At 67.5% G+C, this 18,062-nt stretch carries 14 protein-coding genes and 1 other RNA gene; 8 read left to right on the top strand and 7 right to left on the bottom strand.

Annotated elements, in window-relative coordinates; all coding sequences use genetic code 11:
- Window positions 1–5: 5 nt before the first annotated feature.
- The 3 genes from BLQ03_RS08150 to acnA form a co-directional block, all read right to left on the bottom strand.
- The gene (locus BLQ03_RS08150; protein ID WP_090754692.1) at window positions 6–665 is read right to left on the bottom strand and encodes a DUF1190 domain-containing protein; all 660 of its coding nucleotides are present in this window, start codon (window positions 663–665) and stop codon (window positions 6–8) included.
- Window positions 666–669: 4 nt separating this feature from the next.
- Entirely contained in the window at window positions 670–1,887 is a 1,218-nt protein-coding gene (locus BLQ03_RS08145; RefSeq protein ID WP_090754690.1) for a glutathionylspermidine synthase family protein, read from the bottom strand.
- A 152-nt stretch (window positions 1,888–2,039) separates the two neighbouring features.
- Window positions 2,040–4,823 (bottom strand): aconitate hydratase AcnA, encoded by a 2,784-nt coding sequence (gene acnA, locus BLQ03_RS08140; RefSeq protein WP_090754687.1) that lies wholly within the window; start codon window positions 4,821–4,823, stop codon window positions 2,040–2,042.
- Window positions 4,824–5,052: 229 nt separating this feature from the next.
- Here acnA and BLQ03_RS08135 point away from each other — a divergent pair, with 229 nt between their 5' ends.
- From BLQ03_RS08135 to rpmG, 3 genes are all read left to right on the top strand, one after another.
- The gene (locus BLQ03_RS08135) at window positions 5,053–6,003 is read left to right on the top strand and encodes a DUF1223 domain-containing protein (protein ID WP_217629684.1); all 951 of its coding nucleotides are present in this window, start codon (window positions 5,053–5,055) and stop codon (window positions 6,001–6,003) included.
- Window positions 6,004–6,044: 41 nt separating this feature from the next.
- Window positions 6,045–6,427, top strand: an RNA gene (gene rnpB, locus BLQ03_RS08130) — RNase P RNA component class A.
- A 126-nt stretch (window positions 6,428–6,553) separates the two neighbouring features.
- Complete coding sequence (gene rpmG, locus BLQ03_RS08125; RefSeq protein ID WP_011750518.1) at window positions 6,554–6,721, top strand: 50S ribosomal protein L33; 168 nt, start codon at window positions 6,554–6,556, stop codon at window positions 6,719–6,721.
- Between the two features lie 241 nt (window positions 6,722–6,962).
- On the opposite strand, the gene BLQ03_RS08120 is transcribed toward rpmG, so the two are convergent.
- The 3 genes from BLQ03_RS08120 to BLQ03_RS08110 form a co-directional block, all read right to left on the bottom strand.
- The gene (locus BLQ03_RS08120; RefSeq protein ID WP_090754682.1) at window positions 6,963–7,565 is read right to left on the bottom strand and encodes an inner membrane-spanning protein YciB; all 603 of its coding nucleotides are present in this window, start codon (window positions 7,563–7,565) and stop codon (window positions 6,963–6,965) included.
- Between the two features lie 21 nt (window positions 7,566–7,586).
- Complete coding sequence (locus BLQ03_RS08115) at window positions 7,587–9,983, bottom strand: ATP-dependent helicase (protein ID WP_090754679.1); 2,397 nt, start codon at window positions 9,981–9,983, stop codon at window positions 7,587–7,589.
- 75 nt (window positions 9,984–10,058) lie between these two features.
- A complete protein-coding gene (locus tag BLQ03_RS08110) occupies window positions 10,059–11,090 on the bottom strand; it encodes a TerC family protein (RefSeq protein ID WP_090754676.1) in 1,032 nt (343 codons plus the stop codon).
- Window positions 11,091–11,240: 150 nt separating this feature from the next.
- Here BLQ03_RS08110 and BLQ03_RS08105 point away from each other — a divergent pair, with 150 nt between their 5' ends.
- The 3 genes from BLQ03_RS08105 to BLQ03_RS08095 all read left to right on the top strand — a co-directional run bounded on the left by BLQ03_RS08105 (window position 11,241) and on the right by BLQ03_RS08095 (window position 13,681).
- Window positions 11,241–12,407: an aminotransferase class V-fold PLP-dependent enzyme gene (locus BLQ03_RS08105; RefSeq protein WP_090754674.1), complete on the top strand. Its 1,167-nt coding sequence runs from the start codon at window positions 11,241–11,243 to the stop codon at window positions 12,405–12,407.
- A 61-nt stretch (window positions 12,408–12,468) separates the two neighbouring features.
- A complete protein-coding gene (gene folE2 / locus BLQ03_RS08100) occupies window positions 12,469–13,431 on the top strand; it encodes a GTP cyclohydrolase FolE2 (RefSeq protein WP_090754672.1) in 963 nt (320 codons plus the stop codon).
- 10 nt (window positions 13,432–13,441) lie between these two features.
- Entirely contained in the window at window positions 13,442–13,681 is a 240-nt protein-coding gene (locus BLQ03_RS08095; RefSeq protein WP_090754670.1) for a DUF1289 domain-containing protein, read from the top strand.
- Window positions 13,682–13,687: 6 nt separating this feature from the next.
- On the opposite strand, the gene ileS is transcribed toward BLQ03_RS08095, so the two are convergent.
- Window positions 13,688–16,639, bottom strand: coding sequence for an isoleucine--tRNA ligase (ileS, locus tag BLQ03_RS08090; protein ID WP_090754668.1), 2,952 nt, complete (start codon window positions 16,637–16,639; stop codon window positions 13,688–13,690).
- Between the two features lie 220 nt (window positions 16,640–16,859).
- On the opposite strand from ileS, the gene BLQ03_RS18265 reads away from it, so the two are divergent.
- Both BLQ03_RS18265 and zapA read left to right on the top strand, forming a co-directional pair.
- Entirely contained in the window at window positions 16,860–17,627 is a 768-nt protein-coding gene (locus BLQ03_RS18265) for a hypothetical protein (protein ID WP_175558795.1), read from the top strand.
- Entirely contained in the window at window positions 17,627–17,989 is a 363-nt protein-coding gene (gene zapA / locus BLQ03_RS08080) for a cell division protein ZapA (protein ID WP_090754667.1), read from the top strand. The genes BLQ03_RS18265 and zapA overlap by 1 nt, the downstream gene beginning before the upstream one ends.
- The last annotated feature ends 73 nt before the right edge of the window (window positions 17,990–18,062 follow it).

Here is an 18,062-nt window from a genome sequence, read left to right as displayed (position 1 = left end):
TGATCTCAGCCGCCGAAGCCCCGCGCCCCGCCCGTCGCCGTGCGCGCCGTCGCCCCCGCCCCGAAGCCGCCACGCTGGGCGACCTGCGCCCGGCTCATGGGCTGCTGGCCCATGGTGGTCGGTGCGCGGTTGAAGGTCGTGGCGGGCACGCGGCCCGAACCCGAGTTGCTGGCAAAGGTCTGGTTACCCGAGGGCGTCGAGTAGCCGGTGGGCGTCCGCACCATCGGCTGGCTGAAGACGCCGCCGCCGCGCGACAGCATCGAGCCCATCATGTAGCCCACCAGCAGCGGCATGAAGCTGAAGCCCCCGCCGCCCTGCTGCTGCGCCGTCGCGGGATCGCCCGCTGCCGGGTCGGTCCCGCAGGCGCCTGCGCCATGCTGTTCCTCGCAGAGTTCGCGCGATTCGTAGCGGGGGGCCGTTTCCAGATGCGTCTGCTCGGCGGCGGCGAACTGGGTGCGGCAGTCTTCCTCGGTGAACCACAGCCCGTCTTCCTGGGCGGCGGCGATGCAACTGTTCAGGTCGGGGAAGGCCTGCGCGTCCACGGCGTCATCCTCGCAGGCGGCCAGCGTCAGGACGGCGGCGCCGGCCAGCAGCAGGGCCACGTGGCGCGACCGCTTGCGGCGCGGCGCGGGGGTTTCCTCGGGGCGGTCAGCAAGATCGGTCATGGCCTTACCCTTCGATGAAATGCGGCTTGAAGCGCGACAGGTTGTGGGTGATCCGGGCGCGGTCCTCGCGGACGCCCAGGCCCACGCAGTCCTCGCCCACGATCCAGGCGCCGAGGACGGGATGGAAGCCGTCGAAATCGGGCAGCGCTGCCAGCGCCTGCACTACATGGGGGTGATGCGAATAGCTGTCGTCCGGCGCACGGTCGGTCTCGCGGCCGCCTTCGTGGATCACGACGCCCGCACCCTCGCGCGAGAAGATGGGCTTGGTGACATGGCCACCGGCCAGCAGCGGCCCGGCCTCGGCGATGGCGGCGGCATAGGGGGTCTGCTCGCCCCGGCGCGCGGCCTCGATATCCGCCTGGAAGAACGCCGGCAGGAGGTTCGGATGGTTGGGGAAGAGATGCCACAGCAGGGGCAGAAGCCCCTTGTTCGAGACGACCGCCTTCCACGGCGGCTCGATGAAGCGCGCGCCCGAGGGCTGAAGGTTCGGCGCGAAGTCGTCGCGCAGCATATCCTCCCAAGGATACAGCTTGAACAGCGTGCCGATCACGCGATCTTGGTCATCGGCCAGTTGCCCCTTGTCCGTGACGCCGATGCCCGACAGGGGCGTGAAATGCGCGCCGAGCCCGCCCTCGCGCGCGGCCCAGGCCAGCGCCTCGACGGTCGCATAATCTTCGGGGTTGTCCTTGTCCGCGGCGAAATGGACGTTCTCGCCCGGCGCGCAGATGGCGGCCCAGCGTTCGGCCAGCGCCTCGTGGATGCGGTTGAACTGGTCGGTGTTCGGTCCCAGGACGCCCGCGTCGCGGCTTTCCTCGAACCACAGCCACTGGAAGGACGCGGATTCATATAGCGAGGTCGGCGTGTCGGCGTTGTATTCCAGCAGCTTCGCCGGGCCCTTGCCGTCATAGGCCAGGTCGAAGCGGCCATAAAGCTCGGGCTCGCCATTGGCCCAGCTGCGCTCGACGAAATCCCAGTAGGGGCGGGGGATCTCCAGCCGGGTCAGCCATTCCTCGGAGGTGACGGCATGGGCCACGGCCTGGCGGCACATGGCGTGCAGCTCGGCCCCCGGCGCCTCGATGTCATCCTCGATCTGACCGAGCGTGAAGCGATAGGCCGAGGTCTCGTCCCAGTAGGGCTCTCCTCCCATGTCGGCAAAGGTGAACCCCAGCTCGGTCGCGCGGTCGCGCCAGCCGGGCCGCTCGGGAAGGGAAAGCTTCTGCATCGTCACGTCGTTCCGCTGGTCATGGTTCCGATGTGGCAAGCGCGGGTGGGGGATGCAAGGCGGCTTCCCTGACCATCAACCCCAAGTCCCGGTGCGCGCATGAAAAAACCCCGGCCGCGAAGGCCGGGGTCGGTGTCGGAGCCCGTGCGGTCTTACGACCGGGCGAGGTTGCGCAGCACGTAGTGCAGCACGCCGCCATTCTTGAGGTATTCGATCTCGACCTCGGTATCGACGCGCGCCTTCAGCTGCACGGTCTTCTCGGTGCCGTCCGCATGGCGGATCGTGGCGGGCACCAGCGACAGCGGCTTGAACTCGCCCGCCAGCCCCTGGATCGAGATCACCTCGTCGCCGGTCAGGCCCAGCGACTTGCGGTTGTCGCCGCCGGTGAACTCGAAGGGGATCACGCCCATGCCGACGAGGTTCGAGCGGTGGATGCGCTCGAAGCTTTCCGCGATCACGGCCTTGACGCCCAGCAGGTTGGTGCCCTTGGCCGCCCAGTCGCGCGACGAGCCTGCGCCGTATTCGACGCCGCCCACCACGATCAGCGGCACGCCCCGGTCCTTCCACGCCATCGCGGCGTCGTAGATCGAGGTCTGCTGCCCGTCCGGCCCCTTGGTGTAGCCGCCTTCGACGCCGTCCAGCATCTCGTTCTTGATGCGGATGTTGGCGAAGGTGCCGCGCATCATGACTTCGTGGTTGCCGCGGCGCGAGCCGTAGCTGTTGAAGTCGGCGGGCGCGACCTGCCGCTCGGTCAGGTATTTCCCGGCCGGAGTGGTCGGCTTGAACGAGCCCGCGGGCGAGATGTGGTCGGTGGTGATCATGTCGCCCAGCACCGCCAGCACGCGCGCGCCCTCGATGTCCGAGATCACGCCCGGTTCCTGCGACATGCCGCGGAAGTAGGGCGGGTTCTGGATGTAGGTCGAGGTCGGCGGCCAATCGTAGGTCTCGCTGTCCGTGGTCTCGACCGCCTGCCAGCGCTCGTCGCCCTTGAAGACGTCGGCATACTTGGCCTGGAACATCTCGCGCGTGACGATCCGGTCCACGAGGTCCGAAATCTCCTGCGACGAGGGCCAGAGATCCTTCAGGTAGACGTCGCGCCCGTCCGCCGTCCGGGCCAGCGGCTCGCGCGTGATGTCGATGTTCATGTCGCCGGCGATCGCATAAGCGACGACCAGCGGGGGCGAGGCCAGGTAGTTGGCGCGCACGTCGGGGCTGATCCGGCCCTCGAAGTTGCGGTTGCCCGACAGGACCGAGACGGCGACGAGGTCGTTCTCGTTGATGGCCTTCGAGATCGCGGGCTCCAGCGGACCCGAGTTGCCGATGCAGGTGGTGCAGCCGAAGCCCACCAGGTTGAAGCCCAGCGCATCCAGGTGCTCCTGTAGGCCGGCGGCCTCCAGGTACTCGGCCACGACCTGCGACCCGGGCGCGAGCGAGGTCTTGACCCAGGGCTTGCGGGTCAGTCCCAGTTCGTTGGCCTTCTTGGCGACAAGGCCGGCAGCCATCAGCACATAGGGGTTCGAGGTGTTGGTGCAGGAAGTGATCGCCGCGATCACGACCGAGCCGTCGTGCAGCGCGTAGTTCGTGCCCTCGACCGCGCCGCGCGCGACCGTGCCGTCGCGATCGCCGCCGGGGATCTCGTCCGGCAGGGGCGAGGGCGCGCCGCCCTCGGCGGTCATCAGCTTCTTCTGCGTGACCGGCGCGGTGGGCGCGGGCGGCAGGCTGGCGATGTAGTCCTTGAAGGTCTGGGCGGCGGCATCCAGCGCAACGTGGTCCTGCGGACGCTTGGGGCCCGAGATCGCGGGCACCACGTCGCCCAGGTCGAGATGCAGCGTCGAGGTGAACACCGGCTCGAAGCCCGGCTCGCGCCACATGCCGTTGGCGCGGGCATAGGCCTCGACTAGTGCGATGCGGTCCTCGTCGCGGCCGGTCTGGCGCAGGTAGCGCAGGGTCTCGTCGTCGATCGGGAAGAAGCCGCAGGTGGCGCCGTATTCGGGGGCCATGTTGGCGATGGTCGCGCGGTCGGCCAGCGGCATGTTGTCCAGGCCTTCGCCGTAGAATTCGACGAACTTGCCGACGACCTTGTGGTCGCGCAGCATCTTGACGACCTTCAGCACGAGGTCAGTCGCGGTCACGCCCTCGCGCAGCGCGCCGGTGATCTTGAAGCCCACGACCTCGGGGATCAGCATCGAGATCGGCTGGCCCAGCATTGCGGCCTCGGCCTCGATCCCGCCGACGCCCCAGCCCAGCACGGCAAGACCGTTAACCATCGTGGTATGGCTGTCCGTCCCGACCAGCGTGTCGGGATAAGCCACGGTCGCGCCGCCCTGGTCCGTGTCGGTCCAGACGGTCTGCGCCAGATATTCCAGGTTCACCTGGTGGCAGATGCCGGTCCCCGGAGGCACCACGCGGAAGTTGTTGAACGCGCCCTGGCCCCATTTCAGGAACTGGTAGCGTTCCATGTTCCGTTCGTATTCCAGGTCCACGTTGCGCTGGAAGGCGCGGGGGTTGCCGAACTCGTCCACCATGACCGAGTGGTCGATGACCAGGTCCACGGGGTTCAGCGGGTTGATCTTCTGCGCGTCGCCGCCCAGCGCCTTGATGCCGTCGCGCATCGCGGCAAGGTCAACGACCGCCGGAACGCCGGTGAAGTCCTGCATCAGAACGCGCGCCGGGCGATAGGCGATCTCGCGGTCGGACTTGCCGCCGTTCTGCGCCCAGTCCGCGAAGGCCTTGATGTCATCCACGCTGACGGTGAAGCCACCGTCCTCGAAGCGCAGCAGGTTTTCCAGCACGACCTTCAGCGAGGCCGGCAGCCGCGAGAAGTCGCCCAGGCCCGCCTCGGCGGCCGCGGGGATCGAGTAATAGGCCACGGTCTGGTCGCCGACGACCAGCTCGCGGCGGGTCCTGGCGGTATCGGTTCCGGTGACGATCGGCATGGCTTTGCTTCCTCAAGGGCTCAGGTGGCAGGCAACGACCGGATTGCCCCGACTCATCCAGCGGTGCAAGCGCAAGGATGCATCGAGACTCGCCCGGCATTTCTTTGTATGCCGTGGTATACATATCTCGCGCGGTTTTCAAGTGCGAGTGCACAGATCACGGGGGCAGACAAATGCTAACGAAGCATTGATTTGGCCTCGGGCGCGCGGCTGGCCTAAGCGGAACGCAATGACAGATACTTCGATCCTTTGCTTTCGCCCGGTGAGGCTTGCAGCGGCAATCGGCGTCGCGCTGGCGGTTCTGGCCGCGCCCTCGGGGGCGCAGGACATGGCGCCAGGGCAGGGAGTCGGGGCCGCCATTACCGCCGAGGCCGGCATCGCGGTCATCGAGGCGCCCGAGGGTGCCGCGACCGAGCTGCCCGAAGGTGCCTTCTCGCTTGCGCCGGAACGCCAGACATTCGCGGCCCCCGAGGGCAAGGCGACGGGGCGCGGCCGCCTGGGGCCGATCGGCAGCCCACCGGTGGTCGTCGAGCTTTTCACCTCGCAGGGCTGTTCGTCCTGCCCGCCGGCCGACGCACTGATCGGGGCGATGTCGGACGAGCCGGGCGTGCTGACGCTCAGCTGGCACGTGGACTACTGGGATTACCTCGGCTGGGCGGACGTCTTCGCCCGGCCCGAGCATACCGCCCGGCAGGAGGCCTATGCCGAGGCCGCGGGCGAGCGGGGCGTCTATACGCCGCAGATCATCATCGACGGGCAGGACACGCTGCTCAGCCTGCATCGCGCGGCGCTGATGGCAATGATCGACGAGCACGCGGCACGGCCGCCCGCGATCATGGTCACGGCGGCGGCCGAGGGCGAGGTCCATGTCATCGACCTCACGCCCCGGGTGGCGGTTCCCGGCGGGGTCGAGATCGCGCTGGTGCGCTATCTTCCCCACCGCTCGGTGCAGGTGAAGGCCGGCGAGAACCGGGGCCGCACCATCGACTATCGCAACATCGTGGTGGACAGCGAGCTTCTGACCCGCTGGCCCGCGCGCGAGCCGCTGCGCCTGACCGTGCGGCCGGGGAACGACCCGAACGAGGCCTATCCCGCCGACACGCTGCACGCGATCCTGGTCCAGCAGGCGCTGGCCGGGGGCGAGCCGGGGCCGATCCTCGCGGCGGTGCGGCTGGACTGACGCTTGACCGCAGGGCGGCCTCCGCCTATCTGCGCGCTTGCGCGGATGGCCGGATGACCGCGGGCGGTGTGAGCCGTCCGAGGAAAGTCCGGGCTCCATGCAGGCATGGTGCCGGGTAACGCCCGGCGGGGGCAACCCCAGGGAAAGCGCCACAGAGAACAGACCGCCTCCGCTTGCGGGGGCAAGGGTGAAACGGTGGGGCAAGAGCCCACCGCGGGACGGGCAACCGGACCGGCACGGCAAGCCCCACCAGGAGCAATGCCGAATAGGGATCGCGCGCGGGGCTGAGCCCCGCAGGGCTGCCTGCGCCCCAGCAGATCCGGGTTGGCAGCTAGAGCCCGTCGGCAACGGCGGGACCAGAGGAATGGTCATCCACGGGCCGCAAGGCCCCGGACAGAACCCGGCTTACAGGCCATCCGCGCATGATTTCCAAGGGTTTCCCCACAGATTCGGGTTGACTTGGGCCACGCTCGCCTTAAAAGGCGGGCTTCACAGATTACACGGGGTTATCGGACTGGCCACTGGCCGCCCCGAAGCAGGAGCAGGACCAATGGCGAAGCCGACGACGATCAAGATCCGTCTGAACTCGACGGCGGGCACCGGGCACTTCTATGTCACCAAGAAGAACGCCCGGACCATGACCGAGAAGATGACGGTCAACAAGTACGACCCCGTCGTGCGCAAGCACGTCGAGTACAAGGAAGGCAAGATCAAGTAAGATCAGCCGTTCCGCAAGGATCAGAACCGCGCCCGGTGTGACCGAGGCGCGGTTTTTTTTGTTGCGCGAGAGGGGGGCTTTGCCCCCGCGCCTGCGGCGCTCCCCCAGGATATTTCGGGACAGAAGATCGTTGGCCCAGCTGGGCACCGGATGGCGCCGTGTCATGCAGGGTGGTCCGGGCCTGTCGGGCAGATGACAATGTCCGGTGAGCCGCAGGCTCACAGCTGAGAGCCTGGGGCCCTCAGCGCGGCGAATCGCCGTTGTCCTGCGGCTGCAGGGCGTGGCGGCCGAAGAGCGGGGCGTTCCCGACAAAGAACAGCATCGTCAGAACGATCAGCCCGACGGTCTTGAAGACCACCCAGGTGGTGTCGGACTGGGTGCGCCAGATCACCTCGTTCAGCGCAGCGAGGCCCAGGCAGAACCAGATGATGCGGCGGGTCAGGATGCGCCAGCCCTCGGGTGACAGCGGAATCGCCTCGCCCAGCGCACGACCCAGCCAGTTGCGGCCCAGCGCCGCGCCGATGGCCAGCAGCGCGGCAAAGGTCAGATAGATCAGTGTCGGCTTCATCTTGATGAAGCGCGGGTCGTTCAGCCAGACGGTCAGCCCGCCGAAGACCACGACCACGACCAGCGTGACCAGCTGCATGACCGACAGCTCGCCCGTCATCTTCCACAGCACGGCATTGGCCAGCACCGTCAGCGGCACGAAGACCAGCGTGGCCAGGATCAGGCCGGGGTAGGTCTGGCCCCACAGCATGACGTCCTGGTCGCGGTAGAGCAGGAACACCGCCAGAAACACGATCAGCGGCCCGTAGTCGAGCGCGGCCTTGAGCTTTGGTGACATGGGCTGCCTTTTCGTTCTGTCTCAGAAGGGCGCGTCGTCCGACGCCGCGTCCGAGGCGGGCTGGACGTAAGCCGCCTTGATGGTCTTGAAGCCCGCCGGGAACTCGACCGTCAAGGTATCCTCGGCGATGCCCATGACGCTGCCGGTGCCGAACTTCTGGTGAAACACCCGGTCGCCCACGGCGAAGCGCGCGGCAGGCTCAGCGTCGATCACGATCGGCGGGCGGTGCGAGGGGGCGGGGCGCACCGCCGCGCGTTCCTGCATCCGCTTCCAGCCGGGCGAGTTGTAGACATCGGCGCGGCTAGCGCGGTCGTGCATCGCCGATTGTGCGAAGGGCTGGCCCATGACCTGCGCCGCAGCGCCGAAGCCGCCGCCGTAAAGGCCGGGGGGTGTCAGCACCTCGACATGCTCCTCGGGCAGTTCGTCGATGAAGCGCGAGGGCAGGGATGACTGCCATTGCCCGTACATCCGGCGGTTGCCGGCGAAGGTGATGGTCGCCAGCTTCTCGGCGCGGGTCAGGCCGACGTAAGCCAGCCGCCGTTCCTCCTCCAGGCCCTTCAGGCCCGACTCGTCCATGCTGCGCTGGCTGGGGAACAACCCGTCCTCCCACCCCGGCAGAAAGACGATGGGGTATTCGAGGCCCTTGGCCGCGTGGAGGGTCATGATCGAGACCTCCTCGGCCTGCTCGCTTTCCGAGGCGTCCATCACCAGCGCGACATGCTCGAGGAATCCCTGAAGATTGTCGAACTCTTCCAGCGCCTTGACAAGTTCCTTGAGGTTGTCGAGCCGTCCAGGCGCGTCGGGCGAGCGGTCGTTCTGCCACATCGCCGTATAGCCGGATTCGTCCAGGATGCGCTCGGCCAGCTCGACGTGGTTCACGGTGGAATCCAGCGCGTCGGCGTGCCAGCGGCCCATGAACTGCGTGAACTGCCGCAGGTTGGCCGCGCCCTTGCCGGTCAGCGCGCCCGAGGCGACCACGGCGGCGGCGCCTTCCAGCAGCGACAGGCCCTCGGCCCGCGCCTCGCGCTGGATGGTCTGAATCGCCTTGTCGCCGAGGCCGCGCTTCGGGGTGTTCACGATCCGCTCGAAGGCGAGGTCGTCCGTGGGGCTGACGGCCAGCCGGAAATAGGCCATCGCGTCGCGGATTTCCTGCCGTTCATAGAAGCGGGGACCGCCGATCACGCGATAGGGCAGGCCGATGGTCATGAAGCGGTCCTCGAAGGCCCGCATCTGGTGCGAGGCGCGCACGAGGATGGCAATGTCGTTCAGGCTGCGCCGGCCGACCGAATGGCGGTGGCCGCCATGGAAGGCCTCGATCTCCTCGCCGATCCAGCGAGCCTCGGCCTCGCTGTCCCAATGGCCGATCAGGCGGACCTTCTCGCCCTCGGTATGTTCGGTCCAGAGCGTCTTGCCCAGCCGCCCCTTGTTCGCGGCGATTAGGCCGGATGCCGCGGCGAGGATATGCGGGGTGGAGCGGTAGTTCTGTTCCAGCCGGATGACCTGAGCGCCGGGGAAATCCGCCTCGAACCGCAGGATGTTGCCGACCTCGGCCCCGCGCCAGCCGTAGATCGACTGGTCGTCGTCACCCACGCAGCAGATGTTGCGATGGGCCTGCGCCAGCAGCCGCAGCCACAGGTACTGCGCGACGTTGGTGTCTTGGTATTCGTCCACGAGGATATAGCGGAAGCGGTCCTGCCACTGCGCCAGCACGTCCGGGTGCGCCTGGAAGATCATCACGCAATGCAGCAGCAGATCGCCGAAATCGACGGCGTTCAGCTCCAGCAGGCGCCGCTGATACTGGGCGTAAAGCTTCGCGCCCTTGCCGTCATAGGCGTGCGATTCGCCTTCCGGCACGCGCGAGGGCGTCAGGGCGCGGTTCTTCCAGTCGTCGATCAGCCCGGCCAGCATCCGCGCGGGCCAGCGCTTGTCGTCGATGTTCTCGGCCGCGATCAGCTGCTTGAGCAGCCGGATCTGGTCGTCGGTATCGAGAATCGTAAAGCTGGATTTCAGATGGACCTGCCCGTCGCCCACCATCTCCGCATGCCGGCGCAGAATCTTGACGCTGATCGAGTGGAAGGTGCCGAGCCAAGGCATCCCCTCGACCGTCTCGCCCATCAAGCGGGCGACCCGTTCCTTCATCTCGCGCGCGGCCTTGTTGGTGAAGGTCACGGCCAAGATGCGACCGGGCGTGGCGCGGCCCTGCATCAGCAGGTGCGCGATTCGCGTGGTCAGCGCGCGCGTCTTGCCGGTGCCCGCGCCCGCCAGCAGCAGCACGGGGCCGTCCAGCGTTTCCACCGCCAGCCGCTGCGCCGGGTTCAGCCCGTCCAGGTAAGGCGCGGCTCGGCCCGTCATCGCCCGCTGGGAAAGGGAGGGGCGGGCGGCGGCCTCGAAGGCGTCGTGATCGTCAAACTGGCTCATGGGCTGCAACATAGAGAACGCGGGCCTTTCTGCAAAGCCCGCGTTCCCATTCCGTTCACGTTGGCGGCGATTCGATCAGCGCGACTGTCCGACGGCCTTCTCGGCCAGACGCTCGGCGGCCTCGTCCTTCCTCAGCGCGGCGTCATGCCCCGGCGCGGTCTTGACCAGCGACACGATCACGCCCGCGGCCAGGATGGCGAAGGTCACGCCCAGCGAGATCATCGGCGGCACCTTTTCGATCCCCAGGATCTCGGCCACGATCACCTTGCCGCCGATGAAGATCAGCAGCGCGGCCAGCGCGGGCTTGAGATAGGCGAAACGGTGCAGGATCGCGGCCAAGGCGAAATACAGCGCCCGCAGGCCGAGGATCGCGAAGATGTTCGAGGTGTAGACCAGGTAGGGGTCGGTCGTGATCGCAAAGATCGCGGGCACCGAGTCGACGGCGAAGACGAGGTCAGCGAACTCGATCACGATCAGCGCCAGGAACAGGGGCGTGACGAACAGCTGCAGCTTGCCCGACGGGCTGGGCTGGCGGACGAAGAAGCGGTTGCCGACAAAGCCATCGGTCACGCGCAGGTTGCGCTGCATCCAGCGCAGGGCGCGGTTCTGCGACAGGTCGCCTTCGTCCTCGTGCCCCGACCACAGCATCTTGATGCCGGTGAAGATCAGGAAGATGGCGAAGACCAGCAGCACCCATTCATAGCGCTGCACAAGCGCCGCGCCGAAGCCGATCATGATGGCCCGCAGCACGATCACACCGAGGATGCCCCAGAACAGCACCCGGTGCTGCAGGTGGCGGGGGACGGCGAAGAAGCCGAAGATCGTGGCGATCACGAAGACGTTGTCCATCGCCAGCGATTTTTCCACCACGAAGCCGGTCCAGTATTCTAAAGCCGCCTGCTCGCCCAGTTGGGCCCAGACGAAGCCGCCGAAAGCCAGGCCGATGCCGATGTAGAAGGCGGAAAGAAGCAGGGACTTGCGCACGCCGATCTCGCGCTGGCCCCGGTTCAGGACGCCGAGATCCAGCACCAGAAGGATCAGCACGAGGGCCAGGAAGATGGCCCACAGCCAGACAGGTTTGCCAAGAAAAAGGGAGGTCAGCTCCATGTCGTCCTCTGCATATGTTGCGTGATGCGACCGACATCACGATCTGCAGAGATCGCCAGAGGGGCCCGGTCAGGCATTCAACCTAGGGCGGGCGCCCGGGCCGTCAAGGGGATGATTGCGCTTTTTCGGCCATGGGAGTATCGGCCCCGCATGGCCGATCGCAAGCTTCACCCCCGCACCCGTTCCGTCCATCACGGCATCCGCCGCAGCCAGTATGGCGAGATGGCCGAGGCCCTGTTCCTGACGCAGGGCTTCGCCTATGACACCGCCGAGCAGGCCGAGGCGCGGTTCCAGAAGGTGGGCTCGGACGAGTTCATCTATGCCCGCTACGGCAACCCCACCAGCCGGATGTTCGAGGACCGCATGGCCTCGCTGGAAGGGACCGAGGACGCATTCGCCACCGCATCCGGCATGGCCGCCGTCAATGGCGCGCTGACCAGCATGGTCGCGCCGGGCGACCGCGTCGTCGCTTCGCGCCAGTTGTTCGGTTCCTGTCTTTACGTGCTGGAGTTCCTGAAGAAGTTCGGCGTGGACGTGGTGCTTGTGGATGGCACCAACCTGGACCAGTGGCGCGCGGCCGTGACGCCCGGCACCAAGGCATGCTTCTTCGAGACGGTCTCGAACCCGACGCTCGAGGTCATGGACATCGCGGGCATCGCCGGGATCGCCCATGCGGCGGGCGCGCTGGTCGTGGCGGACAACGTCTTTGCGACCCCGGTCTTTTCCCGCGCGGTCGAGCAGGGCGCGGATGTCGTCGTCTATTCCACGACCAAGCATGTCGATGGCGGCGGCCGTGCGCTTGGTGGCGTCATCTGCGGCACCCGCGACTTCGTGCGGAACGTGGCCGAGCCTTACCTCAAGCACACGGGCGGGGCGATCAGCCCCTTCAACGCCTGGATCATGCTGAACGGCCTGACCACCATGGACCTGCGCGTGCGGGCCATGGCCGACAGCGCGCTGTCGGTGGCGCGGGCGCTGGAAGGCGCAGGGCTGCCGGTGATCTATCCGGGCCTACCCTCGCATCCGCAGCACGATCTGGCGATGCGGCAGATGGGGTCGGGCGGCACGATGGTGGCCTTTGACCTCGGCTCGCAGGACGCCGCCTTCGCCATGCTGAACCGGCTGGAACTGGTGTCGATCTCGAACAACCTGGGCGATGCCAAGTCCATCGCCACCCATCCGGCGACGACCACTCACCAGCGGCTGAGCGAATCCGACCGCGCCACGCTGGGCATCGGGCCGGGCCTGATCCGCCTGTCCGTGGGGCTTGAGCACGAGGACGACCTGATCGCCGATCTTCTGGGGGTCTTGGCCTGAGCCTCTGGCCTTTCGGGGCCGGTTCCCCATATTCGGGCCAACCCTTGCCCTGGACGCGCCCATGACCCGCAACAAGCCGTTCGTTCCCGTTTATCCCGCCCTCAGCCGGACGTATCCGACCGACTTCAAGGTGGACGAACAGTACCGCGCAAGCCTGCCCGACCTGCAGAACGGCCCCGCCAGCCTGATCGTGGGTGCCCGCAAGGTCATCCAGCACGTCGGCATTTCCAACTTCCGCCTGCCGATCCGCTATCGCCGCAAGGATGGGGGCGAGATCGTGCTGGAAACCAGCGTGACCGGCAGCGTGAGCCTCGACGCCGACCGCAAGGGCATCAACATGAGCCGCATCATGCGGTCCTTCTACGCCCATGCCGAGAAGCAGTTCTCGCTGGGCGTGCTGGCAGCCGCGGTCAGCGACTACAAGGACCACCTCGAGTCCTTCGACGCCCGGCTGCAGATGCGGCTGTCCTATCCCATGCGGGTCGAGTCGCTGCGCTCGGGCCTCAGCGGCTGGCAGTATTACGACATCGCGATGGAGCTGATTGATCAGGGCGGACAGCGCCTGAAGGTCATGCATTTCGACTATGTCTATTCCTCGACCTGCCCCTGCTCGCTGGAACTGTCGGAACACGCCCGCGAATCACGCAGCCAGCTGGCGACGCCGCATTCGCAACGTTCCATCGCCCGCATCTCGGCGGTGATGGAGGGCGAGGAGAAGCTGTGGTTCGAGGACATGGTGGCGCTCTGCCGCCGCGCCGTTGCAACCGAGACGCAGGTGATGGTCAAGCGCGAGGATGAGCAGGCCTTTGCCGAACTGAACGCCGCGAACCCGATCTTCGTCGAGGATGCTGTCCGCGCCTTCGCCCATGAGCTTGAGCTTGAACCCCGCGTCGGCGACTTCCGCGTGATCGCGAGCCATCAGGAATCGCTGCATTCCCATGACGCCGTCAGCCTGTTGACCGAAGGCCCCACCTTTGCGCAGGTCAGCCTCGACCCCATGACCTTTGCGGGGCTGCGGGCCTGAGGCGGCCCCGATGGGCAAGGTTCCGTCGCCCTGCATCGGTGTCTGCAAGTTCCAGCGCGAGGGGCACTGCATCGGCTGCTCGATGACGCGCGACCAGAAATCGCTGTTCAGGAAGCTGAAGAAGGCCCGGCACAAGCGGGCCTTCATCGCCATGCTGATGAGCCAGCAGGCTGTGATGGGGCGCTATGCCCATTGGCAGGCAGAGTATCGGCGCCGCTGCGAAAAGCGGGGCGCCGATACGCCGTTCTGAACCGGCCTAGCCTGCGGCCGGAACCTCGACCTTATCCTCCACGCCATCCAGCACCTCATCGCAGCGCGCGCAGGTGGCGGCGTGGTCGTGGTGGCCGACGTCGGGCAGGATCTTCCAACAGCGCTGGCATTTCTCGCCTTCGGCTTCCTCGAAGACCACGCCGATGCCGGGAACCTCGGGCAGGCGGAAGGCCTCGGCCGGGGCTGGGTCTGCGGTCAGGACGATCGCGCTGGTGATGCAGACATCCATAAAATCGACGGAGCGCAGGGACTTGAGCAGCGCGGCATCCTCGACATGGACCACGGGCGCGGCCTCGAGGCTCGCGCCGATGGTCTTGTCGGCGCGCTTCACTTCCAGCGCAGCCGTCACAACGCGGCGGGCGCGGCGGATGGCCTCCCATTTGGCAGCCAGCGCCTCGTCGCGCCAGGCGGCGGGCGTCTCGGGGAAGTCGTGCAGGTGGACGCTGTCACCTTCGGACGGGAAGCGCGAGAGCCAGATGTCCTCGGTCGTGAAGGACAGCATGGGGGCCAGCCACAGCGTCAGGCGGTGGAACAGCGCGTCCATGACCGTGCGGACCGCGCGCCGGCGCGGGCTGTCGGGCGCGTCGCAGTAAAGCGCGTCCTTGCGGATGTCGAACCAGAAGGCCGACAGGTCCACCGTGGCGAAGTTGAACAGCGCCTGGAACACGCCCTGAAAGTCATAGGCCGTGTAGCCCTCGCGCACGCGGACATCGAGTTCGGCCAGACGGTGCAGGACCCAGCGTTCCAGTTCGGGCATCTGGGCCGCCTCTACCCGCTCGGCTTCCGAAAAGCCCGCCAGTGCGCCCAGCATGAAGCGCATGGTGTTGCGCAGCCGGCGATAGGCGTCGGCGGTCCCCTTCAGGATTTCCTTCCCGATCCGCAGGTCGGCGGTATAGTCTGACTGCGCCACCCACAGGCGCAGGATGTCGGCGCCGTATTGCTCGATCACCTCCTGCGGGGCGACGGTGTTGCCCAGCGACTTGGACATCTTCATGCCCTTCTCGTCGAGCGTGAAGCCGTGGGTCAGAACCCCGCGATAGGGCGCGCGCCCCTTCGTGGCACAGGCCTGCAGCAGCGAGGACTGGAACCAGCCGCGATGCTGGTCTGTGCCTTCCAGATACAGATCAGCGATGCCGTCGGGCACGCCGTCCGCGCGGTCACGCAGCACGAAGGCGTGGGTCGAGCCCGAGTCGAACCACACGTCCAGCACGTCTGTTACCTGATCATAGTCGTCCGGGTTCACAATGCCCGACAGCACCTGCTCCTTGAAACCGGAACGATACCAGGCATCTGCGCCATCCTTCTCGAAAGATTCGAGGATGCGGGCATTGACTGTCTCGTTCCGTAGCAGGAAGTCCGCATCGTCCGGGTTGGCGCCCCGCTTGGTAAAGCAGGTCAGCGGCACGCCCCAGGCGCGCTGGCGCGACAGCACCCAGTCCGGGCGGTTCTCGACCATCGAGAAGATGCGGTTGCGCCCGGTCTGGGGCGTCCACTGCACCAGCTGGTCGATCGAGGTCAGCGCGCGGGCGCGGATCGTGTCGCCATGCTCGCCCATGCCATCGGCCAGCGGCTTGTCGATCGCCGCGAACCACTGCGGCGTGTTGCGGTAGATCAGCGGGGCCTTGGACCGCCACGAATGCGGATAGGAGTGCTTCAGCTTGCCCTTGGCCAGCAGTGCGCCCTGTCCGGCCAGCGCCTTGATGTTGCCGACGTTGGCGGGGCCTTCCTTGCCGTCCGGCGTCAGGATCGCCTGACCGCCAAAGACCGGTAGGTCGGCGCGATAGCTGCCGTCGGGCAGGACGTTGTAGGTCATGGGCAGGCCATATTTCAGGCCCATCTGATAGTCGTCCTCGCCATGGCTGGGCGCGGTGTGGACGAAGCCGGTGCCCGCGTCCTCGGTCACGTGATCGCCCGGCAGCAGGGGGACGTCATAGTCCCACTCGCCCGCGCCGCCCTCGATCCCGCGATAGGGGTGGGCGAGCACCAGCGACGCCAGTTCCTCGGACGAAACGTCGCGCAGGCGCTGCCAGGCGTCGGCCTCCAGCTTTGCCGCCGCAAAGACCTCGGGCGCGAGCCTGTCGGCCAGCAGGTAGGTGCCCGCCTTGTCGCCCGTGACCTGATACAGCCCGTAGGCGATGTCGGGCCCGAAGGCGACGGCGCGGTTCTGCGGGATGGTCCAGGGCGTCGTCGTCCAGATCACCACCGAGGCGCCCAGCAGGTCCGTCCTCATGCAGCCGTCCAGTGCCGCGAAGTCACGCTGCGAGGCGACGGGGAAGGCCACCCAGACCTGATGGCTGGTGTGGTCGTGATATTCGACCTCGGCCTCGGCCAGCGCGGTCTGTTCCACCGGCGACCACATCACGGGCTTGGACCCTTGGTAGAGCGAGCCGTTCATCAAGAGCTTCATGAACTCGCCCGCGATGACCGCCTCGGCGTGGTAGTCCATGGTCAGGTAGGGGTCGTCCCACTTGCCGGTGATGCCGAGGCGCTTGAACTCCTCGCGCTGGATATCCACCCAGCCTTCGGCAAAGCGGCGGCATTCCTGGCGAAACTCGACGATGTCCACCGCGTCCTTGTCGCGGCCCTGCTTGCGGTATTCCTCCTCGATCTTCCATTCGATCGGCAGGCCATGGCAGTCCCAGCCGGGGACATAGCGCGAGTCGCGCCCCATCATCTGCTGGCTGCGGACGATGAAGTCCTTGAGCACCTTGTTCAGCGCGTGCCCGATATGCAGGTGCCCGTTGGCGTAGGGAGGTCCGTCGTGCAGCACAAAGGGCTTGCGGCCCTGTCCTTCGCTGCGCAGGCGGTCATAGACGCCAAGGCGTTCCCAGCGGGCCAGCCACTCGGGCTCGCGCTGCGGAAGTCCCGCGCGCATGGGAAAGTCGGTCTCGGGCAGGAAGACGGTGTCGCGGTAGTCGGGGGTCTGATCGGCGCTCATGGGGCGGAATCCTTCGGGCGAAGCGGTCGGGCAGGCGTCATCCCGGCGGCGCGAAACCTCACGCCACCGGGCCGCTAATTCGGGATATCCGCGCCGCAAAAACCATCGGCCGCGTTATAAGAACCGCGCCGCGCGGCGGCAAGCGCCCTGCGGAACCGCGGCTGCCTTGTCTTGCCCGCCCGGCTTTGCCACAAAGGGCCGAGCAGAGTGAGGCCCGTCGATGAAAGACCTTTCCGCCGCCGAGCGACGGCTGATCGCCGCCCTGGACCGTCTGGACGCCGTGGTCGAGGGCGCGGCCCACCGCATGGCCACGATGCAGGCCCGGATGCCCGCGCCAAGACCTGCCGCAACTGCGCCGGTGCAGGGGGCGGACCCGGGGCTTTCACCGCAGATCGCCGCGCTGCACGACCGGCAGGTCGCGACACTCGAGGCGATGCAGGCGCGGCTGGCCGAAGCGCATGAACGGCTCGCGGCGGCGGGCGGGCAGGCGGCGCGACTTGCGGCGGCGAATGATGAGCTGGCGCAGGCCAACCGCGCGCTGATCGAGGCGTCGGCCAGCCCCGAGGGCTGGGCCGAGCGCGGCGAGGCTGCGGCGCGGGCCGCGCTTCAGGCCGAGGTCGAGGCGCTGCGGGCCGCGCGCGAGGCAGAGGTCGCCCAGATGGGCGAGATCCTCGACGCGCTGGACCGGATGCTGGGGGTCACGACGACCCCGCGCAGCCATTCCACCCGGACCTGGGTGCAGGCTGCCGAGCCTGCTGACCGGACTGACGGAGGCGAGCTGCAGGCCCACCCCCGGCCGAATGGCGGAGACGAGGCCGGACTGCCCGAGGACAGCTCTTCGGAGCCGATCCGCGAGCTGAGCGTCGTTCGGGACGAGGACCCGCTGCCCGAAGATGAGCCCGTTCTGGATCTCGGCGCAGAGGACCAGCCGCCCCGTGCCGGTTCCACCCGTCCCGAGGCCGCTGACAGCGAAAAGGAACACCGCTGATGCCCGTCGTCGAGTTCACCGTCGGCCACAAGCAGTATGAACTGTCCGCCCAGGAAGGCGAGGAGCGGCTGCTCAAGCGCGCCGCCGCCATGCTGGACACCGAGGCGCGCACGATCCTGGAGCAGGCCGGGCGGATGCCGGAGCCGCGGCTGCTGCTGCTGGCCGGGCTGATGCTGGCTGACCGCACCTCGACACTGGAGGACCGCCTGGCCTCGGCCGAACGCGAACTGGGCCGGCTCAAGGCCAACCCGCCGCGGGTCGAGGTGCCGGTGATCCCGCCGCGGGTCGCCGAGGCGATGGCGGAACTGGCGGCGCGCGCCGAGTCGCTGGCCGACAAGGCGGAAGAATCGCTCGCCCCCTAAGCGCCTGCGGGGGCACAGGAAACCGCCGGACAGGACGCGGCGTTTCCCCCGGGAACGGACAGGGGGGACCGGC

Source organism: Paracoccus chinensis (assembly GCF_900102885.1).
GTDB lineage: Bacteria > Pseudomonadota > Alphaproteobacteria > Rhodobacterales > Rhodobacteraceae > Paracoccus > Paracoccus chinensis.
The sequence above is the reverse complement of the archived record's forward strand: the minus strand, read 5'-3'. Positions and strand labels throughout refer to the sequence as shown.

What these genes read in the sequence shown, in the direction of transcription:
- acnA (WP_090754687.1), bottom strand. Translation starts at nt 4,823, where the DNA reads ATGCCGATCGTCACCGGAACCGATACCGCCAGGACCCGCCGCGAGCTG.
- BLQ03_RS08105 (WP_090754674.1), top strand. Translation starts at nt 11,241, where the DNA reads ATGGCCGATCGCAAGCTTCACCCCCGCACCCGTTCCGTCCATCACGGC.
- BLQ03_RS08115 (WP_090754679.1), bottom strand. Translation starts at nt 9,983, where the DNA reads ATGAGCCAGTTTGACGATCACGACGCCTTCGAGGCCGCCGCCCGCCCC.
- BLQ03_RS08110 (WP_090754676.1), bottom strand. Translation starts at nt 11,090, where the DNA reads ATGGAGCTGACCTCCCTTTTTCTTGGCAAACCTGTCTGGCTGTGGGCC.
- BLQ03_RS08150 (WP_090754692.1), bottom strand. Translation starts at nt 665, where the DNA reads ATGACCGATCTTGCTGACCGCCCCGAGGAAACCCCCGCGCCGCGCCGC.
- folE2 (WP_090754672.1), top strand. Translation starts at nt 12,469, where the DNA reads ATGACCCGCAACAAGCCGTTCGTTCCCGTTTATCCCGCCCTCAGCCGG.
- ileS (WP_090754668.1), bottom strand. Translation starts at nt 16,639, where the DNA reads ATGAGCGCCGATCAGACCCCCGACTACCGCGACACCGTCTTCCTGCCC.
- BLQ03_RS08145 (WP_090754690.1), bottom strand. Translation starts at nt 1,887, where the DNA reads ATGCAGAAGCTTTCCCTTCCCGAGCGGCCCGGCTGGCGCGACCGCGCG.
- rpmG (WP_011750518.1), top strand. Translation starts at nt 6,554, where the DNA reads ATGGCGAAGCCGACGACGATCAAGATCCGTCTGAACTCGACGGCGGGC.
- zapA (WP_090754667.1), top strand. Translation starts at nt 17,627, where the DNA reads ATGCCCGTCGTCGAGTTCACCGTCGGCCACAAGCAGTATGAACTGTCC.
- BLQ03_RS18265 (WP_175558795.1), top strand. Translation starts at nt 16,860, where the DNA reads ATGAAAGACCTTTCCGCCGCCGAGCGACGGCTGATCGCCGCCCTGGAC.
- BLQ03_RS08120 (WP_090754682.1), bottom strand. Translation starts at nt 7,565, where the DNA reads ATGTCACCAAAGCTCAAGGCCGCGCTCGACTACGGGCCGCTGATCGTG.
- BLQ03_RS08095 (WP_090754670.1), top strand. Translation starts at nt 13,442, where the DNA reads ATGGGCAAGGTTCCGTCGCCCTGCATCGGTGTCTGCAAGTTCCAGCGC.
- BLQ03_RS08135 (WP_217629684.1), top strand. Translation starts at nt 5,053, where the DNA reads ATGACAGATACTTCGATCCTTTGCTTTCGCCCGGTGAGGCTTGCAGCG.